Below are 22,445 nucleotides of genomic sequence, written 5' to 3' on the forward strand. Positions count from 1 at the left end.
ACGGGAGAAACTTCCGCAGACACTCACGCAGTTGGCTAGAAATTCAAAGATTTATCAGGGACCTACAGGCGTACCTTGAGGCCGCACTACCGCCGCCATCGGACCGGTCGAGCCACCCGTGCGAAGCGCGTCGATCGCTTCCTTGTGCTGGCGGAACTCGGCCAGCATCGCCGGGTCGTCGGCCAGCTTCCGCCCGGTCGGCAGCTTAAGCGACATCGCGTTGACCGGTTTGCCGTCGACATACACTTCGTAGTGCAGGTGCGGCCCGGTCGAGGCGCCCGTCGAGCCGACATAGCCAATGATCTCGCCCTGGCGCACCTTGCGCCCGGATTTCAGACCCTTGGCGTAGCGCGAAAGATGAGCGTACGCAGTTTCATACCCACGCGTGTGCTTGACCTTGATATAGTTGCCATAGCCGCCATTCCAGCTGGCCCGCTGGATGGTGCCCGAGCCGGCGGCATAAACCGGCGTACCGGTCGGCGCGGCAAAGTCAGTGCCCTTGTGCAGGCGGGTATAGCCGGAAATCGGATGCCGCCTTGTGCCGAAATTGGAAGAGATGCGCGCGCCATTGATCGGCGTCTTCATGAGGAATTTCGTGGCGCTTTCGCCATTCTCGTCGAAATAGTCCATCACGCCGTCATCGCTGGGCGCAAAGCGGTAGAAGCCGCGCTTCAGCGCTTTGCCGTCGAGGGCCGCATAGAGCACTTCGCCATTGCGTACGGAATTGCCGCGCTCATCGACAAAGGTCTCGAAGAAGATCTCGAACCGGTCACCCGGGTGAATTTCCCTTTGAAAGTCAATGTCATAGGCGAAGGCGCTGGCAAAATCGACGACCTGCTGATCCCCCGCACCCAGCTTCAGGGCCGCGTTGTAGATCGAGCCGTCAATCTCTGCGGCCACGCGCTTATAGCTAGGTGTCAGTTTCGCATTCAGCTCTGTCGCCTGCCATCCGCCTTCCAGCGTGCGCGTCACCAGCAAGCTGCGATCAGCGTCCGCCTTGATCGCCAGCGCCGTCAGGCGCCCGTCTTCTACAAAGGTTTCCGCTTCCAGACCGGGGCGCAGGCGCCGGTGGTCGATCAGGTCCTGCCCATAAACCGCCTGCAGCGCTGCATTGGCTTCGCCCACAGGCGCCCCCAGTCGCGTCACCAGGCCAGTGAGGGTTTCGTTTCGTTCCAACTTGCCTTCTGCCTTGATCAGTGCCTTGGGCGGGCCAGCCACATCCACTGCCGAAACAAGCCGCGCGGCCAGCGGGAGGGGCGTTGCGGCCTGGGCTGACTGCACCATCGCGGCGTCAGGACGCCCAGCCATTACCAGCCCGGCAATCGCCGAGGCAGAGCCAAGAACGCCGAGAACGACGAGGCTTTTCATGCCCTGGGAGAGGCTGCGTTTCGGCGGGTTTGCCGGGGCGATGTGTAGGTCGTCCTGGGTCAAGCTCGGTATCCTGTCTTAGACGCCCCCCGGCCGTTCGGGCTGGAAAGTAACTCCACGCCGCAAAATCGTCTCCTGATCAACTTAAGGATTCGAGAAGTTGGAACGTCTGAATTACATGCCACTTTAGGACTTTATGGCTTAGTAGAAGCAAGAAGCAAGCCGGTCGGACCAGTGAAACAAGTCGACTCTTCCGAGATGAGGCGCCTGTCTGAGGGGCCTATGCCGCGCTCTTTTGTGTGGGCGCGACGGTTAATACTGGGCTTTTTCCTGCTTCTGGGATTTTTCGTTGTTCTGTTGTGGCTGCTGCGCAAGCCGGTTGCCGAGCAGGCCCTGGAGGCCTGGTGCGCCGACCGCGACCTGACCTGTGATGCCAAATTCACCCATATTGGCGCGGGCGGCGCGACGCTCACCGGTGTGCGCATAACGTCTGGCGCAGATGTGCCCGCGCAAGCTGAAGAGATAAGCGCCCGAATCTCCTGGCCGGGCTTTTTCACCCCCCGCATCGACGGGGTCTCGATCACCGGCCTGCAGATGCAGGGCACGCTCGATTACACCGGCCTGAAATTCTACGGCCTGGAACGCCTTATTGCTCCTACCGGAGGGCAGGGGGGCGCTGCCCCGCCGATCACGATCCGCGATGCCCGCATTTACCTTGAGACACCCTTTGGCCCGGCGGCCGCAACGCTGAACGTCTCCGGCCAGGTGCCTGAAAACGCCGCTGCCTCCCTGGAACTCGATCCTGCGCGCCTGGCTCTGGGGGACGCCCGAATGGTGCTCGGCGAGGCGCTACTCCAGGCCCGCATCGTTGACGGGGCCGTCACCGGCGAGCTGCGCCTGGCGTCTGACGCGGCCGAGGCCAGCGGGCGCGCCGCCAGCGGCTTCAGCCTCGCCGCAGAAGCCGCTTTTCCGCTCAGTGGCGACGGGCCTGCCGCGCTCGAATGGTCGGCCCGCCTCGCAGAAGGCACAGCGCCGGAAGCCAGCGTTTCCGGCCTGCGCACGCGCGGCCGCGCCGAGTTCGACACGCTGCCGGAATTCTCCGCCAGCAGCCTTCTCGATGCGCTGACACTCGCGGTGGCGCAGGCAGAGTTCGACCAGGCCGCGTCCGGAGACTGGAAGATCGGCCAGACGGTTTTCAACACCGAGCTTGAAGGCAAGGACGGGGCGTTTCAGGGGCCGCTCGCCCTGGAAGCCGCCGCGCTGTCAGGCCCGCCGGGCACTGCCTTGCAACTCCGCCTCGCCGGAGACCTGATCCGGTCGCCGGACGCAACGGCGGTGTTCAATGGCGGCGTCCAGCTCAACGCGGCCAATCTGACATCCGACACGCTTGCCCCGGTCACCAATGCGCTGACCCTTACCGGCCCTCTGGAGGCACATGGGGCGGCGCTGTCAGGCGCTCTGCGCCGCGCAGCCCGGGATTTCGATACCGCTTTCGGCCTGCGCGCCAGCTTGAAGGATCGCAGCCTTCTGGCCGAGGCAGATGGCCCGTCAGCCCTCGCCGCCGCTTCCGGCATGCGCCTGGAGGCCGGCGGGCCCGATGGCAGCAGCTGGCTGCGCGTGGAAGATGGAGGCGTCCGGATGACCGGCGTCCTGCGCCTCTCGGGCGGCGGCGCGCCGGAGCTAACGGCCGACCTTGGAACGACGACCCTCAGCGCCGGCACGCTGGAACTCAGCGGCGCTGCGGTCCGCCTTGCGCCCTGGTCTGCGGGTGGCCGCACGATTGCCGCGGATCTTTCCGGTCTCGACTACGCGCAGCAGTCAGACGGCTTCCAGGCAAAAGGCACCGGCGCCTTCACGCTCACCGGTGAACTTGAAGGCGTCACGCTCGACCGCGCGCGGCTCTCGGGCGGTCTCAGCGCCGTTCAGGATGCTTCGGGCCTGCGGGTCCAGTCTGAAGGTGCGTCCTGCCTGAACGTCACCTCTGACGGCATCGTAACCGGCGGGGTCACGATCCCTGAAGCTGCTTTCGACATCTGCCCGGTTGACGGCCGTTTCATCCGTCAGGGCGGGCCGCTTGGCGGCCTGGCGCGGCTCGGCAATATCGATGTTCCTCTCCAATTTTCCGGCGGGCAGGGCACCCTCGGCCTGCGCGGCGCCGTGGTTGACTGGTCCCTGGTCCGGGGCTTCTCCATGCTGGTCAGCGCCGATACACTCAGTATGCCGATGATCCTCGGCGAGAACACGCTCACCCTTAACAGCAGTGACCCGGAAATCCGCCTCACCACGGGCTCAGGCCCGGTCGGTATCGATGCCGGCCTCGGCCAGACACAGTTTGGCGGCGGCATGATCCCGGCCAATGTGTCGGCGCGGGAATTGGGCTTTACCGGCACCAGCGCGCCGGGCGGCCTGTCAGGGGATGTCAGGGCCAGCGGCGTACGGATTGCCGATACGCTGAAAGACGCAATCTACGAGCCGGTCGTGGGCGACTTTGCCGGGCGGATCGAAGGTCAGCGTCTGGTGGCGTCCGGGCCGTTCCGGCTGGAAACTTCCGGCACCCGGATTGCGTCTGCAACCGCCGGCATCAACATATTTGATCTTCAGGGCACCGCCGCAATCGAGTCCGAACGTCTCGTCTTTTCGCCCGGCGGGTTCCAGCCCTCAATGATTTCAAAACGGCTTGTCGGCCTTTTCACAAGCGCCGAAGGAGAGTTCACCGGCGACGCCGCCTTCACCATCGATCGCGGCGACATTCAGGGTACGGCAAATCTGAGTCTTGCCCGTTTCGGTTTCCAGACAACCCGGCTGGGGCGTGTTTCGGGCATTTCAGGCGACGTACGTTTCACCGACCTGATGAAGCTCACCACGGCGCCAGAGCAGCAGATCTCTATCGACAGCGTCAATCCAGGCGTTCCGTTCTCCAACGGGCGTGTGGTGTTTGCGCTGGACGAAGGCAAGACGCTGAAGCTTGACTCGGTCGCCTTTCCCTTTGCGGGCGGGGAGCTGGCGCTCGCCCCGCTTGACTGGACGCTCGGCGAAGTCACGGGCCAGAGCGTGGAAGTGACCGCCAGCCGGCTCGACCTCACCCAGCTGATCGAGGTGCTCAAGCTGCCAGACACGGCCGCAGAGGGCACGGTCAGCGGCTCTTTCCCGATCGAGTTTTCCGCAAACTCCGTCATTGTCCGCGACGCGCGCCTGAAAGCTGACAGCGGCGGGCGTCTTTCCTATACAGGCGGCGCCGTGAACGCGGCTGCCGAAAGCGATCCGACCGCCGCCATGGCCTTCAATGCCCTGCGGGATCTGGAGTTCTACGTTCTGGAAGTCAGCCTCTCGGGCGATCTGGCAGACCAGATGCAGGCCGGCATAATTGTCGCCGGGCGCAACATCCGCTCGGTCCCGGTAGGGGACGCGATCACGATGCCGCCCGGCCAGGCGTTCGAGTTCTCCATGAACTTCAACCTGCCGCTCACCCAGCTGATCGAGCAGGGGCTCCAGTCGGCCAATGCCACCACCCTGATCGACCTCGCCATCCCGTCAGGCGAAGAGGAAGTGCCTGCGCCTGAGTGAAGCCATGTGAACGGTGGGCAACAGCCGCGTCGATTGACGTTAAGAACGGGCATGTCATTGTCCCCCCGTAATATGAGGAGTTCCGCCTTATGAGGTTCCAGCCAATCCTACTTGCCGCGGCAGGGGCAATTGCCCTGTCGGCCTGCACGCACACCGTGAAGCTCGAGCCGTCGGACAAGCCCATCAAGATCGATCTCAACGTCAACATCACGCAGGAAGTGCGCATCAAGCTGGACCGGGAAGTGTCCGACCTGATCGCCGAGAATCCTGACCTGTTCTGATTGCCTAGGTCCCCTGGGGAGACACACATGACCACATTTCGTACCCTGATCCTCGGCCTTGTTCTGCTCTTGGGCGGTGTCACCGTCACGCAGGCCTGGGCCCAGGGCAGCGCGCAGATCGAGACGGCCCGTTCTACAGGCGTCATCGGTGAACGCATCGACGGTTATCTCGGCGTGGTCGGCTCAGCTGACGCCGAGATCGTCCGCAAGGTGCAGGACATCAACAACCGCCGCCGCGCCCTGTATGAAAAGACTGCCAGCGAAACCGGCACAACGGTTCAACAGGTCGCCCGCATCGCCGGCGAGAAGCAACTCGCAGAGCGCGTGAAGCCCGGCGAGTTCTACATGGACGAGTCGGGCACCTGGAAACAGAAATAGGCTTCGGCCTGGATTGACCCCGGACAGGAAAACCCTGTCCGGGGTTTGTCTTTTTCTGGTTCCAGCTATGTCCTGAAAGGCGGGGATTGTCCCGGTCTTGCCAAAAATGGCACTCTTTTTGTCGCGGATTTTCCCGATGTCGCTACGCCTGATCCTGTGGATTGGCGGCGCTTTTGCCGCTCTCGCACTGCTCCTCTGGGGCGTCACCCAGCTCTGGGGCGGGGCCGCCTACGGCATGTCCGGCCATGGCTGGTTTGCCTATATTCTGGGCGGTGTGCTCACGCTTGCCCTCTCCATCGGCCTGTTCCTGCTGACATTCCACAGTGCCCGCCACGGTCACGACGATATAGACCGGCCTGACGCCTGAAACGGGGCAGGCTGTTACCAGAGTGTCATCGCTCGTTTGTTGACAGTCCCGGCGGCGCACCTGATCCTGCAGCACACGCTGACAACATACGGGCTGAACCAATGAACCTTGATCATGCGCGTTTCGCTGCATTCCTCTCCGCGCGGCTCTGTCACGACATTGTCTCGCCGGCGGCCACCATGTCGCTGTCGCTGGAAATGCTCGACAGTCCCGGCAGTGCCGAGGAGAAGGAGCATTCCGAGCGCACCCTGCGCGAGGGCGCCCATGGCGTGACCGCCACGCTGCAATTCCTGCGCTATGCCTTCGGCTCGATGGGCCTTCAGCCCGGCACGGCCGATGTCCACCAGTTCAAGAAGCTGACCGACGACTATCTCCGCTTCCAGAAGCCCAGCATCGAATGGGATCTGGGCACGCCGGAGCTGAACTTCTCCGAAGCCCGACTGATCATGAACCTCATCATGGTGTGCCTCACCGCGACCGTCCGGGGAGGGGTGATCCATGTGAATGTCCGCGAGGAAAACGGCCAGAAAACCTTAACGCTGACCTGCAAGGGCGACCGGCTGAAGCTCAAGGAGGACGTGGTCAAGGCGCTCAAAGGCGAGGAGCCCGAGCATGGCTGGCGCCCGGAGAACATCCAGCCCCTCTTCGCCAAGCTCACTTGCGATGGCCTTGGCGGCACGCTGCATGCCCGCCAGGCGCCCGATGGCACTGTCGTGTTCATGGCGACCGGGATCAAGCCGCAGAGTTAACCCTTTGCCGGTCAGGCTTTGTTAACCCGCTTGAGGCAGGCATGAGGCAAGTCTGCCCGCATTCCTGCCAGCCCGGAGCCCGCCCGCCATGCGCACCTGCCTAATCGTGGACGATTCCCGTGTTGTCCGCAAAGTCGCGTCCCGCATCGTCCGGGATCTCGGTTTCTCGGTCACCGAGGCCGGCGACGGCGCCGAAGCGCTGAAAATGTGCCGGGAATCCATGCCGGACGCGATCCTGCTGGACTGGAACATGCCGACCATGAACGGCATCGACTTCCTGCGTGCCCTGCGCCGGGAAGAGGGCGGCAAGGTACCGCGTGTTGTGTTCTGCTCGATTGAAAATGATCCCGAACACATCAATGAAGCCCTGCGCTCCGGGGCCGATGAGTTCATCATGAAGCCATTTGATGCCGACATTCTGGAGAGCAAATTCGCGGAAGTCGGGCTGATCTGAAGCCTTTCTTAAGAAAACGCGGCTTAACGGTAACCTTTGGGGCGCGCGCGCCTCTCTGGCGGAGCAATAGATGCAGGAGACGGTGTTCAACGCGCTCGCAGACCTGGCCCTGAAGGCCACCGGTCAGGCGATCCCGCCGTCGCGCGCCTATCTCATGGAGGCGCGCCTTGCGCCGCTTGCCCGCCGCGAGGGCTTCGGCACGATGGCCGATCTCGTCCACTGCCTTGACTCCCGCCAGAACGCGGTCTTCCGCAGCGAGATCGCCTCCGCTCTCCTGACCCATGACACCTGGTTCTTCAGGGAACGATCCGTCTTCGACATGGTGATCAACACCCTCCTGCCAGAGCGCCTGAACGCCACCCAGTCCGGCCGTTTGCGGGTCTGGTGCGCCGGCGGCAGCACCGGCCAGGAGGCCTACTCCCTCGGCATGTTGCTGGAAGACGAGCCCGGCGCCAGCCTGCGCAGCGCCAAGATCGAGATACTCTCGACCGATTTCTGCAAATACTCCACCGAACGGGCGCGGAGCGGGATCTACAACCATTACGAGGCCCAGCGCGGCCTCTCGATCTTCCGGCTGCTCAAACACTTCAACCGGATGGACAGCGGCGACTGGCAGGCAAACGAGACGCTGCGTTCCCGGGTCAGTTTCCGTCAGCACAATCTGATGGAAACCGCCTCGGGTCTCGGCAAGTTCGACCTGATCTTCTGCCGGCATGTCCTCTCGGGCATGGCCAAGCCCGCCCGCATGCGGGTGGCCGAAGTCCTCGCCGCCCAGATGGCGCCCGGCGCGGTCATCATCCTTGGGGAAGGGGAAAGCTTCCAGGGCCTCACCGAACTCCTGGAACCCGCCCGCGACATCCGCCAGGGCTGGGTAGCAGCCGGAACGGCGAACAGGGCAGCGGCTTGATCTGAGGTCAAAACCTCTCGCATCCCGGATAATCCTGCCCTATATCCCCCTCCAACCAGCTGCTCCGGGCCTTGACCCCGGTGGGAGTGAGAGATGACGACTGAGACCGCTGCGTGGCCCGAAGGCCGCGTCAATTCGCTTGGATTTGCCAAGCCTCCCCATGAAACGCGCGTTGTGGCGGCCATGTCTGGCGGCGTCGACAGCTCCGTTGTGGCCGCGATGCTGAAAGCCGAGGGCTATGACGTGATCGGCATCACGCTGCAGCTCTACGACCACGGCGCCGCCATCGAGAAGAAGGGCGCCTGCTGCGCGGGCCAGGACATCCACGACGCGCGCAACGTGTCCGACGCCATCGGTATCCCCCATTATGTGCTCGATTACGAATCCCGCTTCCGCGAGCAGGTAATGGAGGATTTTGCCGATACCTACCTCTCCGGCTCCACGCCCATCCCCTGCATACGCTGCAATCAGACGGTCAAGTTTGCTGACTTGCTGGCGACGGCAAAAGAGCTCGGCGCAGATTGCCTCGCCACCGGCCACTACATCCGCCGCTCGGACGGCCCGGAGGGGCCGGAGCTTCACCGCGCGCATGATGCGAGCCGCGACCAGTCCTACTTCCTGTTCGCCACCACGCGCGCGCAGCTCGATTTCCTGCGCTTCCCGCTGGGCAGCCTTCCGAAGAGCGAAGTCCGCGAACTGGCGGAAAAGTTTGGACTGCAGGTTGCCGCCAAGCCCGACAGCCAGGACATCTGCTTTGTGCCCGACGGCTCTTACGCCAAGGTCGTCGAAAAGCTGCGCCCCGGCTCAGGCCGCGGGGGCGAGATCGTGCATCTCGATGGCCGCGTACTGGGCCAGCATGAAGGCGTAATCCACTACACTATCGGCCAGCGCCGGGGCCTTGGCGTGGCGACCGGCGATCCGCTGTTCGTGGTGAAGATCGACGCGCCCGCACGCCGGGTCATCGTTGGCCCCCGCGAGGCCCTGATGACGCGCGGCCTGCTTTTGGAAGAGCTGAACTGGCTGGGGCAGGGCAGCCTGGAAGAAGCCGCCGGCAACGGCGCGCCCGTGCTGATCCGTGTGCGGTCCACCCGCCCGCCTGTGCCCGGACGTCTTGGCTATGAAGACGGAGCCCCCGCAGTGTTCTTCGATGCGCCCGAAGAAGGCGTCGCGCGGGGCCAGGCGGCGGTGCTCTACGACCCCGAAGGCAGCACCCGCATCCTCGGCGGCGGCTTCATCGCCCGGCCCCTTCCTGCCGACGAGCGCGTTGCGGCGGCCTGATGGCAACCGTAATCGTCCTCAACGGCACCAGCAGCGCAGGCAAGACGTCGCTCGCCCGCGCCATACAGGACCTGTCTGCGCATGCCTTCCTGCATGTTCAGATGGATAGTTTCCTCAGCATGCAGCCTGCCCGGATGGACAATCATCCGGACGCCTTTGTGTTCCGCCCGGTCGCGGGCGCCGTGCCACCGGAAGTCGCCATCGAAACCGGGCCATATGGCGCCCGGCTGCTGGATGGCATGCGCCGGTCAATCGCGGCGCTGGCGGACGCCAGCCTGAACGTGATTGTGGATGATGTCTGGCTCGGCATGGACGAGCAGCAGGCCTATGAAAGCCTGCTGCGCGGGCACGATGTCAACTTTGTTTGTGTGCGGGCTTCTCTGGAAGTCTGCGAAGCGCGGGAAAAGGTGCGCGGTGATCGGGATATCGGTCAGGTGCGCTGGCAATTTGCCCGGGTTCATCAGGGCGCCCGATATGATCTGGAAGTGGATACGACCGACAGCCCGCCCGAACAGGCTGCTCGCAAAATCGTCGATGCTTTCGCTCTTTAGAGCAGGGCTCAGTCCAGCCAGTCGGGCGCTGTCACGCTGGCGCCGCCACCAAAGGCCGGGGGCGGATAGCGCTCGAGCAGATTTTCGACAACAAGGTCAGCCACGCGCTCAGCTTCGCGCAGGGGCTCGTAGGACCATTGTTCGATCTGACCGGTAAACCAGCGCGCCACCCCGCGCTGCATGAGGCTCTCATGCAGCCGGTCAAACTTGTCGGCGCGCCCTTCCAGCTTGGCGATATGCACCGGCAGGCCATGCCAGGCCGCGTCTGACAGCATGTTGGCGCTGTCTTCGGTGACGATGGCGGCGTTGGAGAAAAGGAGCCACGCGACATAGGGGTTAGGCCCGTCCTGGGGCCCGGCCCAGAAGGACGCGCCCAGATTGCCCGCCATCTGACGGAACCGAGCGGCTATCGGTACCGGCGTGCGGCGCGAGGTGGTGATCCGCAGGCGCCACCCATCGGCGGCGAGCTCGCGCATCTGGCCTTCTAGCCGGTCTGCCGCGGCATTGGTGAAGGTGTGGACCCGGGAATCCCCGCCGAGGATCACGATCGCTGAGCGGCGGGTTTCATCGGCCAGATCGGCAAAGGCCTGCGCGGCCTCTTCCAGGGCTTCCGGCGTGAAATAAGACGGCGACCCAACCGTGCGGACAACATTTGGTCCGCTGAGGGCGTCATGCTCGGGCACAACCAGCAGGTCAAAATTCGATGGGGCGATGTAGGGGTCGAGGATCTGTACCGTGAAAGTTTTCCCGCCGGACATTTCCCGCGCAAACTTCGTCAGGGATGCAGAGCGGCGGCCAGCCGCGATCCATACGGTCGGCCAGGGCGCGGCCAGGCAGGCGCGCTGCGCCTTTGGCAACGCCTGAAGCGGGGAAGGCCACCTGTCCGCCGGCAGCCAGCGCCAGGGCGCGCGCGGCGTCAGCACCAGCGGCTCCTGACGGTGCGCCGCGCCCGCGATATGCGCAATCTTCAACCACCGGCCGGTCGCGCCCAGCGCAGCCGTAAGGGCACGCACCTGCGCCGCATTCCCGGCGCGGCCATCAGAGACCGCCCAGATAGATGGGCCGAGGGAGGCCATGGCGGCCGGTCCTTTGTTTGCGGTTAGGCCTTACTTGTAGACGACCTTGATCACTTCATAGGCGCGGGCGCCGGCGGGCGCGGCCACTTCGGCCTCGTCGCCTTCTTCCTTGCCGATCAGCGCGCGGGCGATGGGGGAGGTGACAGAGATCTTGCCCTGTTTTACATCCGCTTCATCCTCGCCGACGATCTTGTAGGTCTGCTCTTCTTCGGTGTCGACATCGGCAATGGTGACGGTGGCACCAAAGCGCACTTTCGCGCCGCCAAGCTTGGACACGTCGATAATGTCGGCCCGGGCGAGCTTGTCGTCCAGCTCGCTGATGCGGCCTTCGATGAAACTCTGCTTCTCCTTGGCCGCATGATATTCGGCGTTCTCCGACAGGTCGCCATGCGAGCGGGCTTCGGAAATAGCCGCAATGATGCTGGGGCGCTCAACGGATTTGAGCACCTTCAGTTCAGCCTGAAGTGCGGCGTGGCCTTCGGCGGTCATCGGTATGCGTTCCATTGTGAGTTCCCTCATCGTCAGCGGCAAAAAACGTTGTCGCAAAAACCAAGGGCGTCAAGTGGGAGCCATTCAGGCGCTTTGCAAGGCGCGCACCGAGATTTCCTGTGATTTCATGCTGGCGATGGCCTTAACCGCAGCCAGGGAAGCTGCAAGCGTTGTGAAATAAGGAATTTTTCTTGCGACAGCCGTCCGGCGAATGGACGCAGAGTCTGACAGAGAAGCGGCCCCTTCGGTGGTGTTGAACACCAGCTGGACATCGCCGTTGATCATGGCATCAACGATATGCGGCTGGCCTTCCAGCACCTTGTTGACCCGTTTGACCGCAATGCCCTTCGATTCGAGATGATCTGCGGTGCCGCTCGTCGCCAGGATCGTGAAGCCGAGCCCGGCAAGGCCGCGAGCGGCTTCTTCTGCGCCCTTCTTGTCGCTGTCGCGCACGGAAATGAACACCGTGCCTTCGGCTGGCAGGCGGATACCCCCGCCCAGCTGGCTCTTGAGGAAGGCCATGCCGAAATCATCGTCCCAGCCCATGACTTCGCCGGTCGAGCGCATTTCCGGGCCAAGCTGGGGGTCAACGCCCGGGAAGCGGGCAAACGGAAACACCGCTTCCTTGATGGCGATGCGGCGCGGGCGGGCATATGAGAGGTCGAAGCTGGAGAGCGCCTCGCCCGCCATCACCTTCGCTGCAATGGCGGCAATCGGTGCGCCGACAGCCTTCGCCACGAAGGGCACAGTGCGACTGGCGCGCGGGTTGGCTTCCAGCACATAGATTTCCTCACCCTTGACGGCGAACTGAATGTTGATCAGTCCCCGGACGTTGAGCGCCATCGCCAGTTGGGCCGCCTGGTCGCCGAGGCGTTTCTGCAGTTCCTGCGAGAGCGTGAAGGGCGGCAGGGCGCAGGCGGAGTCGCCCGAATGGACACCGGCTTCCTCGATATGTTCCATGATGCCGGCCACATGCACCGTCACGCCATCACAGATCGCGTCAACATCCACCTCGATGGCATCGGAGAGATAGCGGTCGATGAAGAGTGAGGCGTCGCCGGACACGCGCAGGGCCTCGGCGGCAAACTTGCGCAGGTCTTCATCATTGCGCGCAATTTCCATCGCCCGCCCGCCGAGCACAAAGGAGGGCCGCAGCATGACCGGATAGCCGATCTCGTTGGCCTTGACTTCGGCTTCTTCCACGCTGCGCGCCGTGCGCGAGGGTGCCTGCTGAATGCCGAGCTTGTCGAGCAGGGCTGCAAACTGTTCGCGGTCTTCGGCAAGGTCGATGGAGGCCGGGCTGGTGCCGAGAATGGGCACCTGCTCGTCAAACAACGGGCCAGCAAGTTTCAGCGGTGTCTGACCGCCAAACTGAACGATCACACCGGCGAGTTCACCGGCGGACTGTTCCACATGGATGATCTCAAGCACATGTTCGATGGTCAGCGGCTCGAAATAGAGACGGTCAGACGTATCATAGTCGGTAGACACCGTTTCCGGGTTGCAGTTGACCATGATGGATTCGATGCCGAGGTCTTCCATCGCAAAGGCGGCGTGGCAGCAGCAATAGTCAAACTCGATGCCCTGACCGATGCGGTTGGGCCCGCCGCCGAGGATGATCGCCTTCTTGCGCGTCGAGGGACCAGCCTCGCACTCTGCGGCGGCCTGTCCGAACGGGGCGTGTTCATAAGTGGAGTAAAGATAAGGCGTCTTGGCTGCAAACTCGGCCGCGCATGTATCAATACGCTTGTAGACAGGCCGCACGCCGAGGCGGTGGCGGTGGGCGCGCACGCCGTCCTCAGTGTTGCCGGTGAGTTCGGCCAGGCGCTTGTCGGAGAAGCCCATGGCCTTGATCTCGGTCAGGCTGGCAAGATTGCCCGGAAGGCCGTTGGCAACAATCAGGGCCTCTGTCTTCACGATCTCGTCGATCTGGCGGAGGAACCAGGGATCGAAGGAGGTGACTGTCTGCACGTCCTCGATGCTGAGGCCCATCCGGAAGGCCTGCGCGATGACGCGGAGGCGATCTGGCGACTGGATGCCGAGGGCCTGGCGCAGCGCGCTCTCGTCTTCAAAGGGCAGCTCGTTGAGGCCGGAAAGCCCGGTCTCCAGCGAGCAGAGCGCCTTCTGCAGGCTCTCCTGGAAGCTGCGGCCGATAGCCATTGCTTCGCCCACGGACTTCATCGCGGTGGTCAGGACAGGCTCGGCGCCCTTGTATTTTTCAAATGCAAAGCGCGGGATCTTGGTCACGACATAGTCGATCGTCGGCTCGAAGGAGGCGGGCGTGACGCCCGTGATGTCATTGTCGAGTTCGTCCAGCGTGTAGCCGACCGCGAGCTTGGCGGCGATCTTGGCAATCGGGAAGCCGGTGGCTTTCGAGGCCAGCGCGGAGGAGCGCGACACGCGCGGGTTCATCTCAATGACGACGAGGCGCCCGTCCTTGGGGTTCACCGCGAACTGAACGTTGGATCCGCCTGTCTCCACGCCGATCTCGCGCAGCACCGCGATCGAGGCGTTGCGCATCACCTGGTATTCCTTGTCGGTGAGCGTCAGGGCAGGGGCAACAGTAATGGAGTCGCCGGTATGCACGCCCATCGGGTCAATATTCTCGATCGAGCAGATGATGATGCAATTGTCCGCCGTATCGCGCACGACCTCCATCTCATATTCTTTCCAGCCGAGCAGGCTTTCATCGATCAGGATCTGGGCGTTGGGCGAGGCGGCAAGGCCCGAGCGGCAGATTTCTTCATACTCCTCGATATTGTAGGCAATGCCGCCGCCCGTGCCGCCGAGGGTAAAGGCGGGTCGGATGATGGCTGGCAGGCCGACCGTCTCCAGCGCGTCCATTGCCTCCTTGAGGCCCGTGAGGCGGTCATAGCGCTTGGGCTTGCCGGGCTCGGCGGGCAGCTCTGGCGAGGCAATGATCGCCGCGCGCGGATTTTCGAGGCCAAGGCGGTCCATCGCCTCGCGGAACAGCTTGCGGTCTTCGGCCATCTCGATGGCCTCGGCCTTCGCGCCGATCAGCTCGACGCCGTATTTCTCGAGGATGCCGGCATAATGCAGGTCCAGCGCGCAGTTCAGCGCTGTCTGACCGCCCATCGTCGGCAGCAGCGCGTCAGGGCGCTCGGCCTCGATGATCTTTTCGACCACTTCAGGCAGGATGGGTTCAATGTACGTCGCGTCGGCTAGCTCCGGATCGGTCATGATCGTGGCGGGGTTGGAGTTCACCAGGATCACCCGATAACCCTCTGATTTCAGGGCCTTGACGGCCTGAACCCCCGAATAATCGAATTCGCAAGCCTGGCCGATGATGATCGGGCCGGCGCCAATAACGAGGATCGAGGAGATATCTGTGCGCTTGGGCATGGGTTCGTGGTCTCCTCACAGGCGGTCAAACGGCTGCCCGATAGCAGGGAGTCGGGCGCGGGGGCAAGGCGCAAGGTGCGTGCCCGACCCCCGATACAGGGGGAAGCACGCTGCCTTGCGCGGTGCTACGGGGTGTAGCGAAGGAAATCCAGATGAAACGCTCTGCGCGCCGCATTTGTGTCCAGCCCGATTGCCCCGCGCGGTGACACAGAGGCGGCCCGATTCGCGATCGTTTCCGGAAACAGGGATCAGAGGAGGGACCAAACCATGAAAGCCACACTTTTCGCCGCCGCAGCGGCGCTGCTCCTGTCTGCTTGCCAGACAGCTTCTGAGGCCGCGCCGCAAGCTCAGCCGGCCGTTGAACGGATCGAAATCATCAAGGAAGTGCAGGTCGAGACCACACCCAATCTCTTCATTCTCTACACGCTGAAAGAGGGCGTCACGCCCGAGCAGTTCGAGAACTGGGTCGTCACCACCGACCAGCCCGCCATGCGCAGCCTCGCCCGCGTCCAGTCCTTCCGCACCTACCGTGCCGAGCGCCTGCTGATGGGCGAGGGCGCTCCCGGGGTCGGCTATATCGAAGCCTTTGCCATCCCCGACCTTGAAGGCTTCACCACTGAGGACATGGGCGGCGAGACCGTCCAGAAAGTGATGGGCGAATTCATGGGCCTTGTCGAAGCCCCCCAATTCATCATCGTCTCTGAGGTCAAATAGGTATCGCAGGGTTGGCATCCATTGCCAAAGCCCTGCATTCTGCCGCCTGAGTAGAGGAGGGAATGGACATGGTACTCAGATTTCGCATTGCAGCCTTTACCTTGCTGGCATGGGGAATGGCCGCAACCGGCGCCCATGCAGACACCTGTGACACCGAGCGCCTGCCGCAGGCGCTGGAAACCAGCATGCAGCAGATCACGAGCGCCGAGCAGTTCCAGAAATCCCTTCTGGAGATCGACGGGCATGTCGGGCGCTGCCCGGATCATCCCTGGATCAACCTGATGGGGGCAGCCATGGACATGCAGGTCTATGACGCGATGGTCCGAGGCTCCAATAATCAGATCAATCAGGACTCTTACAGCTATCTGTTGCGGGCCTTTTCCCGGTCCAACAAGTTCATCGAAGTTCCGGCCGAGAACCGGCAGGATCGTCTGGCCGTTCCGCTGCCTGGGGGCGGTGTGGGACAATTGAAGTACCAGGCTGCCTCCACCAATCGCAGGACCATCATTGAAACGTTGATGCAGATCGCCAGGCTCGGCTCCGTCCACCCCTATCTCGCTGCAGAGACCCCGCCCGCCTGCTCGGGCTGGCTCAACTCTGATACGCAGACGGTTGGCTACGCCATCAAGAAAGAGGCCGACCTGATCTTCCAGCCTTTCATGGACGCGGCGGCAGCTGCCTGCAGGGACCCTGAAGAAATCCGCCTCCGTTTGCCGCTGGCCGTCACCGCGACAACCTATGCGAACCTTGTCGGACGGGAGGAAGTCACCGAGCCTGAAAAGATCCGCGAACTGCTGGAGAAGGCGCGCGCGGCGCGGGACGCTTATCTGGATGGGCGCGATTTCGACACCTTCTATTCAAAATTTGATAATGGCCGGCTCGACACCCAACTGCGCAAGCATGGCATTGATCCGCAGGCGGGCCTCCTGCCGCGCGATCTCTGGTTCACGCCAGAGCATATCCGCAGCGAGAAGATGGTGTTCTCCCTCGCCATGGCGCTCAGCGAGGAATGGGCCGGTATTGCCGCCCGGATGGCAGCCGGTAGCGAAACTGCGTCCTCGGGCGGCGCGCTCTACACCCGGTTCGCGTACGGTGTGCTTAATGAAGGACGCGCGGCGGGGCTGGAGGATGAGACGCGCGGCGCCCTGCGGTCTGCGCTCCGGGATGTACAGGAAAGCCGCGTGCGTGCCCCTTCTATGGACGGGCAGGAGCTGCCGCCGCAATGGCTGTTCGACACGCTGATGAACACGGCCGCTGCTCTACCATCAGGAGATTGATATGATCCGTCGACTGAAATATGCGCTGATTGCCGGCATTGCTACTCTGACAGCGCCGGCGGCGATGGCAGAGGACTGCGGGCCAGAAGAGATCACAAAGGCAACACTGGACCTGCGGAAAATGCTGACGCTGGGGACGTCGGACGGACAGGCACAAGCCGCTGCGAGCCGGATCGATGCGCAGGCGCGCGCCTGTCCGGAAACAGCCTGGATCCGCGTGATCGCGGCTGGGGCAGAGATAAATCTGTTCGAGCGTCATGAGGCCGCCGAGCCGCAGGCTTCAGACTCAATGCTGGCGCAACGCTTCGGGCATGTTGAGCGGGCCTACGCGCATCTTGAGTATTTCCGCCTGAACAAGCCGGAGGATTTCCGGCACGGGGCTGTTCGCCTCGCCTATGATGAATGGGCCGACGTGGCGGAAAGGGTGATGCAGGCTATGCTGCGGGTTGCAGAGAAGGGGCATGTCCATCCGCTAGTTTCAGAGACACCGCCACAGCTGGCCTGCGACTATGTCGTCAAGCGCATGGCCACGACGGCGAGCGGTTACCGGTACAGGGCGAGCTTTCCGGCATTGAATTACCTGAACGCGGCCGCCGATGTCTGCCGTCAGTCGCAGGACCGGCTGGATTGGAGTGTGCTCAATCAGCGAGCCGAGCAGCTGGTGATCCGAGTAAAGGACGGGCACATATCCGATCCGCTCCGTGTCCGCTGGGCGCTGCGGGAAGCCTACCGGGATTCGCGCCAGTTTCTGGATGGGCGCCCGGCGCCTTACTCGTTTTGGGCACAGTCTGACGAAACGGCTCTCATGGAGCTGATCGCGCAACACAATGTCAGCCTGAAGTTCTACGACGACAGTACCGAAATTCCGAGGGCGGACTGGTTCACGCCGGAGAACACCGGCAGCGAAGACACGGTCTACTCGATTGGCCTTGCCGTCAGCCGGATGTGGACACCGCTGGCGGCGGGCGTGACAGATGCGCAGATTTCGGATGTGGCCAAGGCGCGCAACACCGTATTGATGGCAATTCGGGAATTTGGCGCCGAGGCGGACGCCGCCGGGCAAACCGTTGCCGGGCGCAAAACGATCCTCGAGGCTGTCTCTGCTTTCCAGGCGGGCGACATTCGCACCCCGGAAACAGCAACACTGCCGGCTATGCCGGATTGGTTGGTCAGTCTGATCGAAGGAACATTTCAAAACAGGATTGATGAAGCGGGTTGAAGCACGCCTCCGCGCGAGACCCTTTTGAATGAAAATCCCGTCCCCAGGGGAGGCGTGGGAACGGAGCCTTCACTTGCCATGGGCTGGAAATTACCAGCTGCGGCCGTCATTGGGATACCGGTCGCGGGCATCGACAACGCCGTCGCCATCGCTGTCATAGTTGTACGGATCATAATTGTCCGGGCGGTTGCCGGTTCCGCAGTCGCCTGCCTTGCTGCAACCGCGCGCCGCGCCGGCAACACCGCCGACCGCTGCGCCAATGGCTGCGCCGCGTGTGGCGTCGCCGTCACCAACATTGTTGCCGATGGCTGCGCCGGCTGCGGCGCCAAGGGCTGCGCCCGCGACGGCATTGCGCTCGGCTGTGCCGGAAGATGTGCAGGCCGCCATTGCCAGAGCGCTGGCGCCGATCGCGGCAAATTTCAGATAACCTGTCATGGGACGTTCCTTTTCTGTCTGATGGAGTAGGAACGTCGGGTCATCAGGTTTGTTCCGGCATATTACGCCGAGGTCAGCTCCAGCGCTTGGAGAGCCGCTGGCCGATAAGGTCCACATCGCCTTTTTCAGCGCCATTATAGCCGGTCACGGCATCAGCCACGAACGGGTTGTCCAGGCGCTCCTGGCCAAAGGTGGACATCGGCCCATGGCCGGGCACAAACCGCATGCCCTCGCCGAGCGGCCAGAGCTTTCCGGTGATCGAGTCGATCAGCTGCTGGTGATTGCCGCGCGGAAAATCCGTCCGCCCGACAGAGCCCCGGAACAGAACATCTCCGACAAAGGCCAGCGCGCCCTCCTGATGATAGATCACAACATGGCCTGGCGTATGTCCGGGGCAGTGGGCGACGCCAAACTGGTTGCCGGCAAGCTCCAGAACATCGCCGTCATCAAGGTAACGGTCGGGCGTCACATTCTTTCCGTCGCGAATGCCATAGCGCGCGCCGCTGGCTTCCACTTCGTCCAGAAGCCACTGGTCGTCCTCGTGCGGGCCGATGATCGGGCAGCCAGTGCGCTCTTTGACCGCCATGGCGGCGCCGACATGGTCTAGGTGCCCATGGGTGAGCCATACAGCGACAATCTTCACGCCGAAATGATCGGCCGCCTGCATCAGCTTGTCGATCTCCCCGCCGGGGTCCACGAACACGCCTTCCATGGTCTGGGTGGACCAGATCATCGAGGTGTTCTGCTGCAGCGGGGTCACCGGAATGATCCGGATCTCGAGTTTCGGGGCGGGGGTTTGCTCGGTCATCCTGGCAAGATAGCGATCCCGGCCGTCTTCGCAATGCAGCCTGTTCTCCCTTTTCGCCTGCCGGACGCCGGGTTAACTAGGTAACGACACGTTTTATCAGGAGCGCTCCGCCATGCCGCAATCCCGCCCCCCCATCCGCGCGAACGGACTTGGCGATATTCTGGGCGGGCGCGGCAGCATCATCCTGATCGCCCTGATCGGCCTCTTCATCTACTGGCAGTCCAACCAGAAGGAAGTGCCCTTTGCGCCCGGCAGCAAGCAGTTCAACACCATGTCAATCGCCGACGAGATCAAGCTCGGCCAGCAATCCTATCTTCAGATTCTCCAGCAGGAGCAGAGCCAGGGCAACACGGTGCTCTGCGCCGATGAGGCGAGCTGCCAGGGCGACGCGCGCGTGCTGACGGAAAAAGTGCGCGGCATCGGAGAGCGCCTGCAGCGCGCCGCCCTCGAGCTGGAAAACGATTATCGTCGCGCCGGCTACGACATGCCCGGCGTCGTGGAGCAGTTCAACTGGACCTATTATGTGGTCGACTCGGCAACACCCAACGCCTTCTGCCTGCCCGGCGGCTATGTGGCCGTCTACACCGGCATCCTGGATATCACCGGAAACTATGATGGCCGTGTCACGCTTGATGACGTTGCCGATGAGAACAAGCTCGCCGTGGTCATGGGCCATGAGATCGGCCACGCACTCGCCCATCACGGCGCGGCGCGGATGAGCACGCAGCAGATGATGCAGATTGGACAGGTCGCGCTCGCCGTGGGGGTAGGGGACATGGACGCGGGCCAGCGCATGGCGGTGCTCCAGGCGTTCGGCGTCGCTGCGCAGGGAGGCTTCCTGGCCTTCTCGCGTGACCATGAAACCCAGGCTGACAAGATCGGCCTCGATCTGCTGGTGCGCGCCTGTTACGACCCGCGCGAGGCGCCCGAGCTCTGGGAGCGGATGGGCGAGATCGGCGGCGGCCAGAGCCCGCCCGAATGGATGAGCACCCACCCGGCCTCTGAAACCCGCGCGGAAAACTTCCGCAAATGGATGCCGGACGCCATTGCCGAATATGAGCGCCGCTGCGGCGCGCTCAACTGAAAACGGCCCCCGCCGCAAAGCGAGGGCCGCCAAGGGCCATTCCCCATCGTGAAAGGGCGCAGCCTTGCGAGCCTTGCCCTTCCGCCCTTCAAATCTGAGTAATCCGCCAAACCTGAACCATCGGCAACAATGCCGGCAGTCACGGTTCAGTGAACTGTCTGGACGCCGAAACGGCCCGGCCCTAGCGTTGTCCGTCAAAAACCGGGGGAGACTATAGTCCGTGCAATCGATCTATTGGGTGCTCACCTGGGCATGCCACCGGCGCTGCGTGCATTGCTATGATGACCGCTTCCGCCCCTATGTCCGCAGCGCGCTGACCGACGTCGTCGCTGAAGGCCAGCGCGCCTATGAGGCAATCCTCGCCAATCTGCCCGATGACCTTGGCTGGACCGATGCCGAGGGCACCCGCCAGCCCACCACGCTCATCCTGGCGGGCGGCGAGCTCCTGATCGACGGGGTGCGCGAGGAGCTTTTCTACCCCGTGCTCGACGCCATCGCGCGGCGCTGGCCGGACAATCCGCCCCGCATCTCCATCCAGACAACCGGAGACGTCCTGACGCCCGACCATCTCGATGCCATTCTGGCGCGCGGCGTCTGCGCCATCGCGATTGCGTCCATTGATGATTATCATGTCGGCATGAAGGGCGAGCGCAAGTTCCGCTTCATGCAGGAAATCCGTACCCTGATGGCGTCGCGCGGCGTTCAGGAAACCTCCATTGGCGGCGCAAAGGACGCGCGCCTCAAATCACCGGATGCCTCCAGCCGACCGGAGAAAGGCGCGCCCACCTTCCTCTTCTTCGGCGCCCAGCCCGACCTCTGGATCGGCGAGCTTTGGCCACGCGGCCGCGCCTGGGCCAACGGCCTCTCGAATGCAGACTATTCGGTGAATTTCTGCGCGCGCTGGTCAGGCGCAAAAAACTTCCTGAAACTCGGGCAGGCGGGCAGCGAAATCGCGCTGGAGCCGGACGGCGCCATCTATCCCTGCTGTCTCAAGACCAAAGCCCCCCTCGGCTCGCTCGCCGAAGAGCGCCTTGAAGATATCCTCCAAAGCGTCGCAACCCTGCCAGCCATCCAGGCGCTCAACGCCGGAGACCCGGAAGGCATGGGCCTTACCTCTGGCTGGAGCCGCGAGGAATTCCGCCAGAAAGCCGTCGCCACCGATGGCAAGGGGCGCCAGGTCGCCAATGTCTGCCTCGGCTGCGACCGGTATTTCGACGAGCATCTCAGTGCAGAGCTTCGGGATCTGCGTGCCGTGCGCCGCTCCCGCGCCGCCCTGCCAGCCTGACCGGTGGCGCAAAAAAAAGCCGCGAAGGCTCCTCCTCCCGGAACCTTCGCGGCCATGCAATGCAGTCCGCGCCGTCCACCGGCGTCACCCAGCCTGCAGTGTATAAAGTGAGCAGCGTGGGCCCCTCCAGGCCCGCAACCAAAAAAGGCTACACTTTTTTACATACCACTGGTATGCTGGGACGCAAGGGGTGTGGGGATGCCTAAACGCACAAAAGAGCAGGCCGCTGAAACGCGCGACACATTGTTGCGCGCGGCCAGGGAATTGTTTTCAAATCAAGGCTTTGCGAATACCAGCCTGGCCGCCGTTGTGGCCGCAGCCGGCACGACCAAGGGCGCGCTCTTTCATTATTTTAGCAGTAAGGAAGTGCTTTTTCTCGAAGTCTGGACCGCGCTCCAGGTCGAAATGGACGCCGCCGCCCGCCAGGCCGCCGTTGCGGCGCGCTCCAGATCCGACCCCTACGCGGCTTTCCTTGCCGGCTGCCGGGTGTACCTGGAATGGGCGACAAGGCCGGATTATCAGACCGTCGTCCTCATCGATGGCCCCTCTGTCCTGGGCATGGCCCGCTGGCATGAACTCGATTTCCAGCTCGGCATGGACAACATGACCCGAGGCGCCGCCTACCTCGCCGGCCAGGGTCTCCTGCCGGAAGCCAGCATTCGCCCCGCCGCAGTCCTCCTGCAGGCCGCGCTCAACGGGGCGGGCTTTGCCCTTGCCTCCAGCTACCGGGATGTCACCGCCGAAGAACTCTTCGCCACCTTCGAGCAGATCCTGCGCGGGCTGAAGCATTCCGCATAG

21 protein-coding genes are annotated in these 22,445 nt (G+C 63.3%); 15 read left to right on the plus strand and 6 right to left on the minus strand.

Features of this window, described 5'->3' with window-relative positions; all coding sequences use genetic code 11:
• Window positions 1–54: 54 nt before the first annotated feature.
• Window positions 55–1,431, minus strand: a complete 1,377-nt coding sequence (locus KG722_RS13865; protein ID WP_213272529.1) for a M23 family metallopeptidase — start codon at window positions 1,429–1,431, stop codon at window positions 55–57.
• 219 nt (window positions 1,432–1,650) lie between these two features.
• Between KG722_RS13865 and KG722_RS13870 the strand changes: the two genes are divergently transcribed.
• The 9 genes from KG722_RS13870 (at window position 1,651) to KG722_RS13910 (ending at window position 9,897) form a co-directional block, all read left to right on the plus strand.
• A complete protein-coding gene (locus KG722_RS13870; protein WP_213272530.1) occupies window positions 1,651–4,932 on the plus strand; it encodes a YdbH domain-containing protein in 3,282 nt (1,093 codons plus the stop codon).
• 89 nt (window positions 4,933–5,021) lie between these two features.
• Window positions 5,022–5,213: a YnbE family lipoprotein gene (locus KG722_RS13875; protein ID WP_213272532.1), complete on the plus strand. Its 192-nt coding sequence runs from the start codon at window positions 5,022–5,024 to the stop codon at window positions 5,211–5,213.
• Window positions 5,214–5,240: 27 nt separating this feature from the next.
• Window positions 5,241–5,591, plus strand: a complete 351-nt coding sequence (locus tag KG722_RS13880) for a YdbL family protein (RefSeq protein ID WP_213272534.1) — start codon at window positions 5,241–5,243, stop codon at window positions 5,589–5,591.
• A 136-nt stretch (window positions 5,592–5,727) separates the two neighbouring features.
• Window positions 5,728–5,958 carry a hypothetical protein gene (locus KG722_RS13885; protein WP_213272536.1) on the plus strand — a complete coding sequence of 77 codons (231 nt, stop codon included), beginning with the start codon at window positions 5,728–5,730 and terminating at the stop codon, window positions 5,956–5,958.
• 101 nt (window positions 5,959–6,059) lie between these two features.
• Complete coding sequence (locus tag KG722_RS13890; RefSeq protein ID WP_213272538.1) at window positions 6,060–6,707, plus strand: histidine phosphotransferase family protein; 648 nt, start codon at window positions 6,060–6,062, stop codon at window positions 6,705–6,707.
• An 88-nt stretch (window positions 6,708–6,795) separates the two neighbouring features.
• Window positions 6,796–7,161: a response regulator gene (locus KG722_RS13895; RefSeq protein ID WP_213272539.1), complete on the plus strand. Its 366-nt coding sequence runs from the start codon at window positions 6,796–6,798 to the stop codon at window positions 7,159–7,161.
• A 70-nt stretch (window positions 7,162–7,231) separates the two neighbouring features.
• Window positions 7,232–8,068 carry a protein-glutamate O-methyltransferase CheR gene (locus tag KG722_RS13900; protein ID WP_213272541.1) on the plus strand — a complete coding sequence of 279 codons (837 nt, stop codon included), beginning with the start codon at window positions 7,232–7,234 and terminating at the stop codon, window positions 8,066–8,068.
• Window positions 8,069–8,161: 93 nt separating this feature from the next.
• Window positions 8,162–9,346 carry a tRNA 2-thiouridine(34) synthase MnmA gene (gene mnmA, locus KG722_RS13905; RefSeq protein ID WP_213272543.1) on the plus strand — a complete coding sequence of 395 codons (1,185 nt, stop codon included), beginning with the start codon at window positions 8,162–8,164 and terminating at the stop codon, window positions 9,344–9,346.
• Window positions 9,346–9,897 (plus strand): AAA family ATPase, encoded by a 552-nt coding sequence (locus KG722_RS13910; protein ID WP_213272545.1) that lies wholly within the window; start codon window positions 9,346–9,348, stop codon window positions 9,895–9,897. The genes mnmA and KG722_RS13910 overlap by 1 nt, the downstream gene beginning before the upstream one ends.
• A gap of 8 nt (window positions 9,898–9,905) precedes the next feature.
• On the opposite strand, the gene KG722_RS13915 is transcribed toward KG722_RS13910, so the two are convergent.
• From KG722_RS13915 to carB, 3 genes are all read right to left on the minus strand, one after another.
• Window positions 9,906–10,973, minus strand: a complete 1,068-nt coding sequence (locus KG722_RS13915) for a mitochondrial fission ELM1 family protein (RefSeq protein ID WP_213272547.1) — start codon at window positions 10,971–10,973, stop codon at window positions 9,906–9,908.
• A 30-nt stretch (window positions 10,974–11,003) separates the two neighbouring features.
• Complete coding sequence (greA, locus tag KG722_RS13920; RefSeq protein WP_213272549.1) at window positions 11,004–11,477, minus strand: transcription elongation factor GreA; 474 nt, start codon at window positions 11,475–11,477, stop codon at window positions 11,004–11,006.
• 69 nt (window positions 11,478–11,546) lie between these two features.
• Window positions 11,547–14,825 carry a carbamoyl-phosphate synthase large subunit gene (carB, locus tag KG722_RS13925; RefSeq protein WP_213272551.1) on the minus strand — a complete coding sequence of 1,093 codons (3,279 nt, stop codon included), beginning with the start codon at window positions 14,823–14,825 and terminating at the stop codon, window positions 11,547–11,549.
• Between the two features lie 267 nt (window positions 14,826–15,092).
• On the opposite strand from carB, the gene KG722_RS13930 reads away from it, so the two are divergent.
• From KG722_RS13930 to KG722_RS13940, 3 genes are all read left to right on the plus strand, one after another.
• On the plus strand, window positions 15,093–15,539 hold the full coding sequence (locus KG722_RS13930; RefSeq protein WP_300998522.1) for an REDY-like protein HapK: 447 nt from the start codon (window positions 15,093–15,095) through the stop codon (window positions 15,537–15,539).
• A gap of 68 nt (window positions 15,540–15,607) precedes the next feature.
• Window positions 15,608–16,816: a hypothetical protein gene (locus KG722_RS13935; RefSeq protein ID WP_213272553.1), complete on the plus strand. Its 1,209-nt coding sequence runs from the start codon at window positions 15,608–15,610 to the stop codon at window positions 16,814–16,816.
• A gap of 1 nt (window position 16,817) precedes the next feature.
• Window positions 16,818–18,035: a hypothetical protein gene (locus KG722_RS13940; RefSeq protein ID WP_213272555.1), complete on the plus strand. Its 1,218-nt coding sequence runs from the start codon at window positions 16,818–16,820 to the stop codon at window positions 18,033–18,035.
• Between the two features lie 90 nt (window positions 18,036–18,125).
• Here KG722_RS13940 and KG722_RS13945 read toward each other — a convergent pair whose 3' ends face one another.
• Together KG722_RS13945 and KG722_RS13950 are read right to left on the minus strand one after the other, a co-directional pair.
• Window positions 18,126–18,470, minus strand: coding sequence for a YMGG-like glycine zipper-containing protein (locus KG722_RS13945; RefSeq protein ID WP_213272557.1), 345 nt, complete (start codon window positions 18,468–18,470; stop codon window positions 18,126–18,128).
• Window positions 18,471–18,543: 73 nt separating this feature from the next.
• Window positions 18,544–19,278: an MBL fold metallo-hydrolase gene (locus KG722_RS13950; protein ID WP_213272559.1), complete on the minus strand. Its 735-nt coding sequence runs from the start codon at window positions 19,276–19,278 to the stop codon at window positions 18,544–18,546.
• 112 nt (window positions 19,279–19,390) lie between these two features.
• Between KG722_RS13950 and KG722_RS13955 the strand changes: the two genes are divergently transcribed.
• The 3 genes from KG722_RS13955 (at window position 19,391) to KG722_RS13965 (ending at window position 22,445) form a co-directional block, all read left to right on the plus strand.
• Window positions 19,391–20,362 carry a M48 family metallopeptidase gene (locus tag KG722_RS13955; protein WP_213272561.1) on the plus strand — a complete coding sequence of 324 codons (972 nt, stop codon included), beginning with the start codon at window positions 19,391–19,393 and terminating at the stop codon, window positions 20,360–20,362.
• Window positions 20,363–20,582: 220 nt separating this feature from the next.
• Window positions 20,583–21,647: a radical SAM/SPASM domain-containing protein gene (locus KG722_RS13960; RefSeq protein WP_213272563.1), complete on the plus strand. Its 1,065-nt coding sequence runs from the start codon at window positions 20,583–20,585 to the stop codon at window positions 21,645–21,647.
• 198 nt (window positions 21,648–21,845) lie between these two features.
• Entirely contained in the window at window positions 21,846–22,445 is a 600-nt protein-coding gene (locus KG722_RS13965; protein ID WP_213272565.1) for a TetR family transcriptional regulator, read from the plus strand.

The organism is Hyphomonas sp., from assembly GCF_018402285.1.
Lineage (GTDB): Bacteria > Pseudomonadota > Alphaproteobacteria > Caulobacterales > Hyphomonadaceae > Hyphomonas.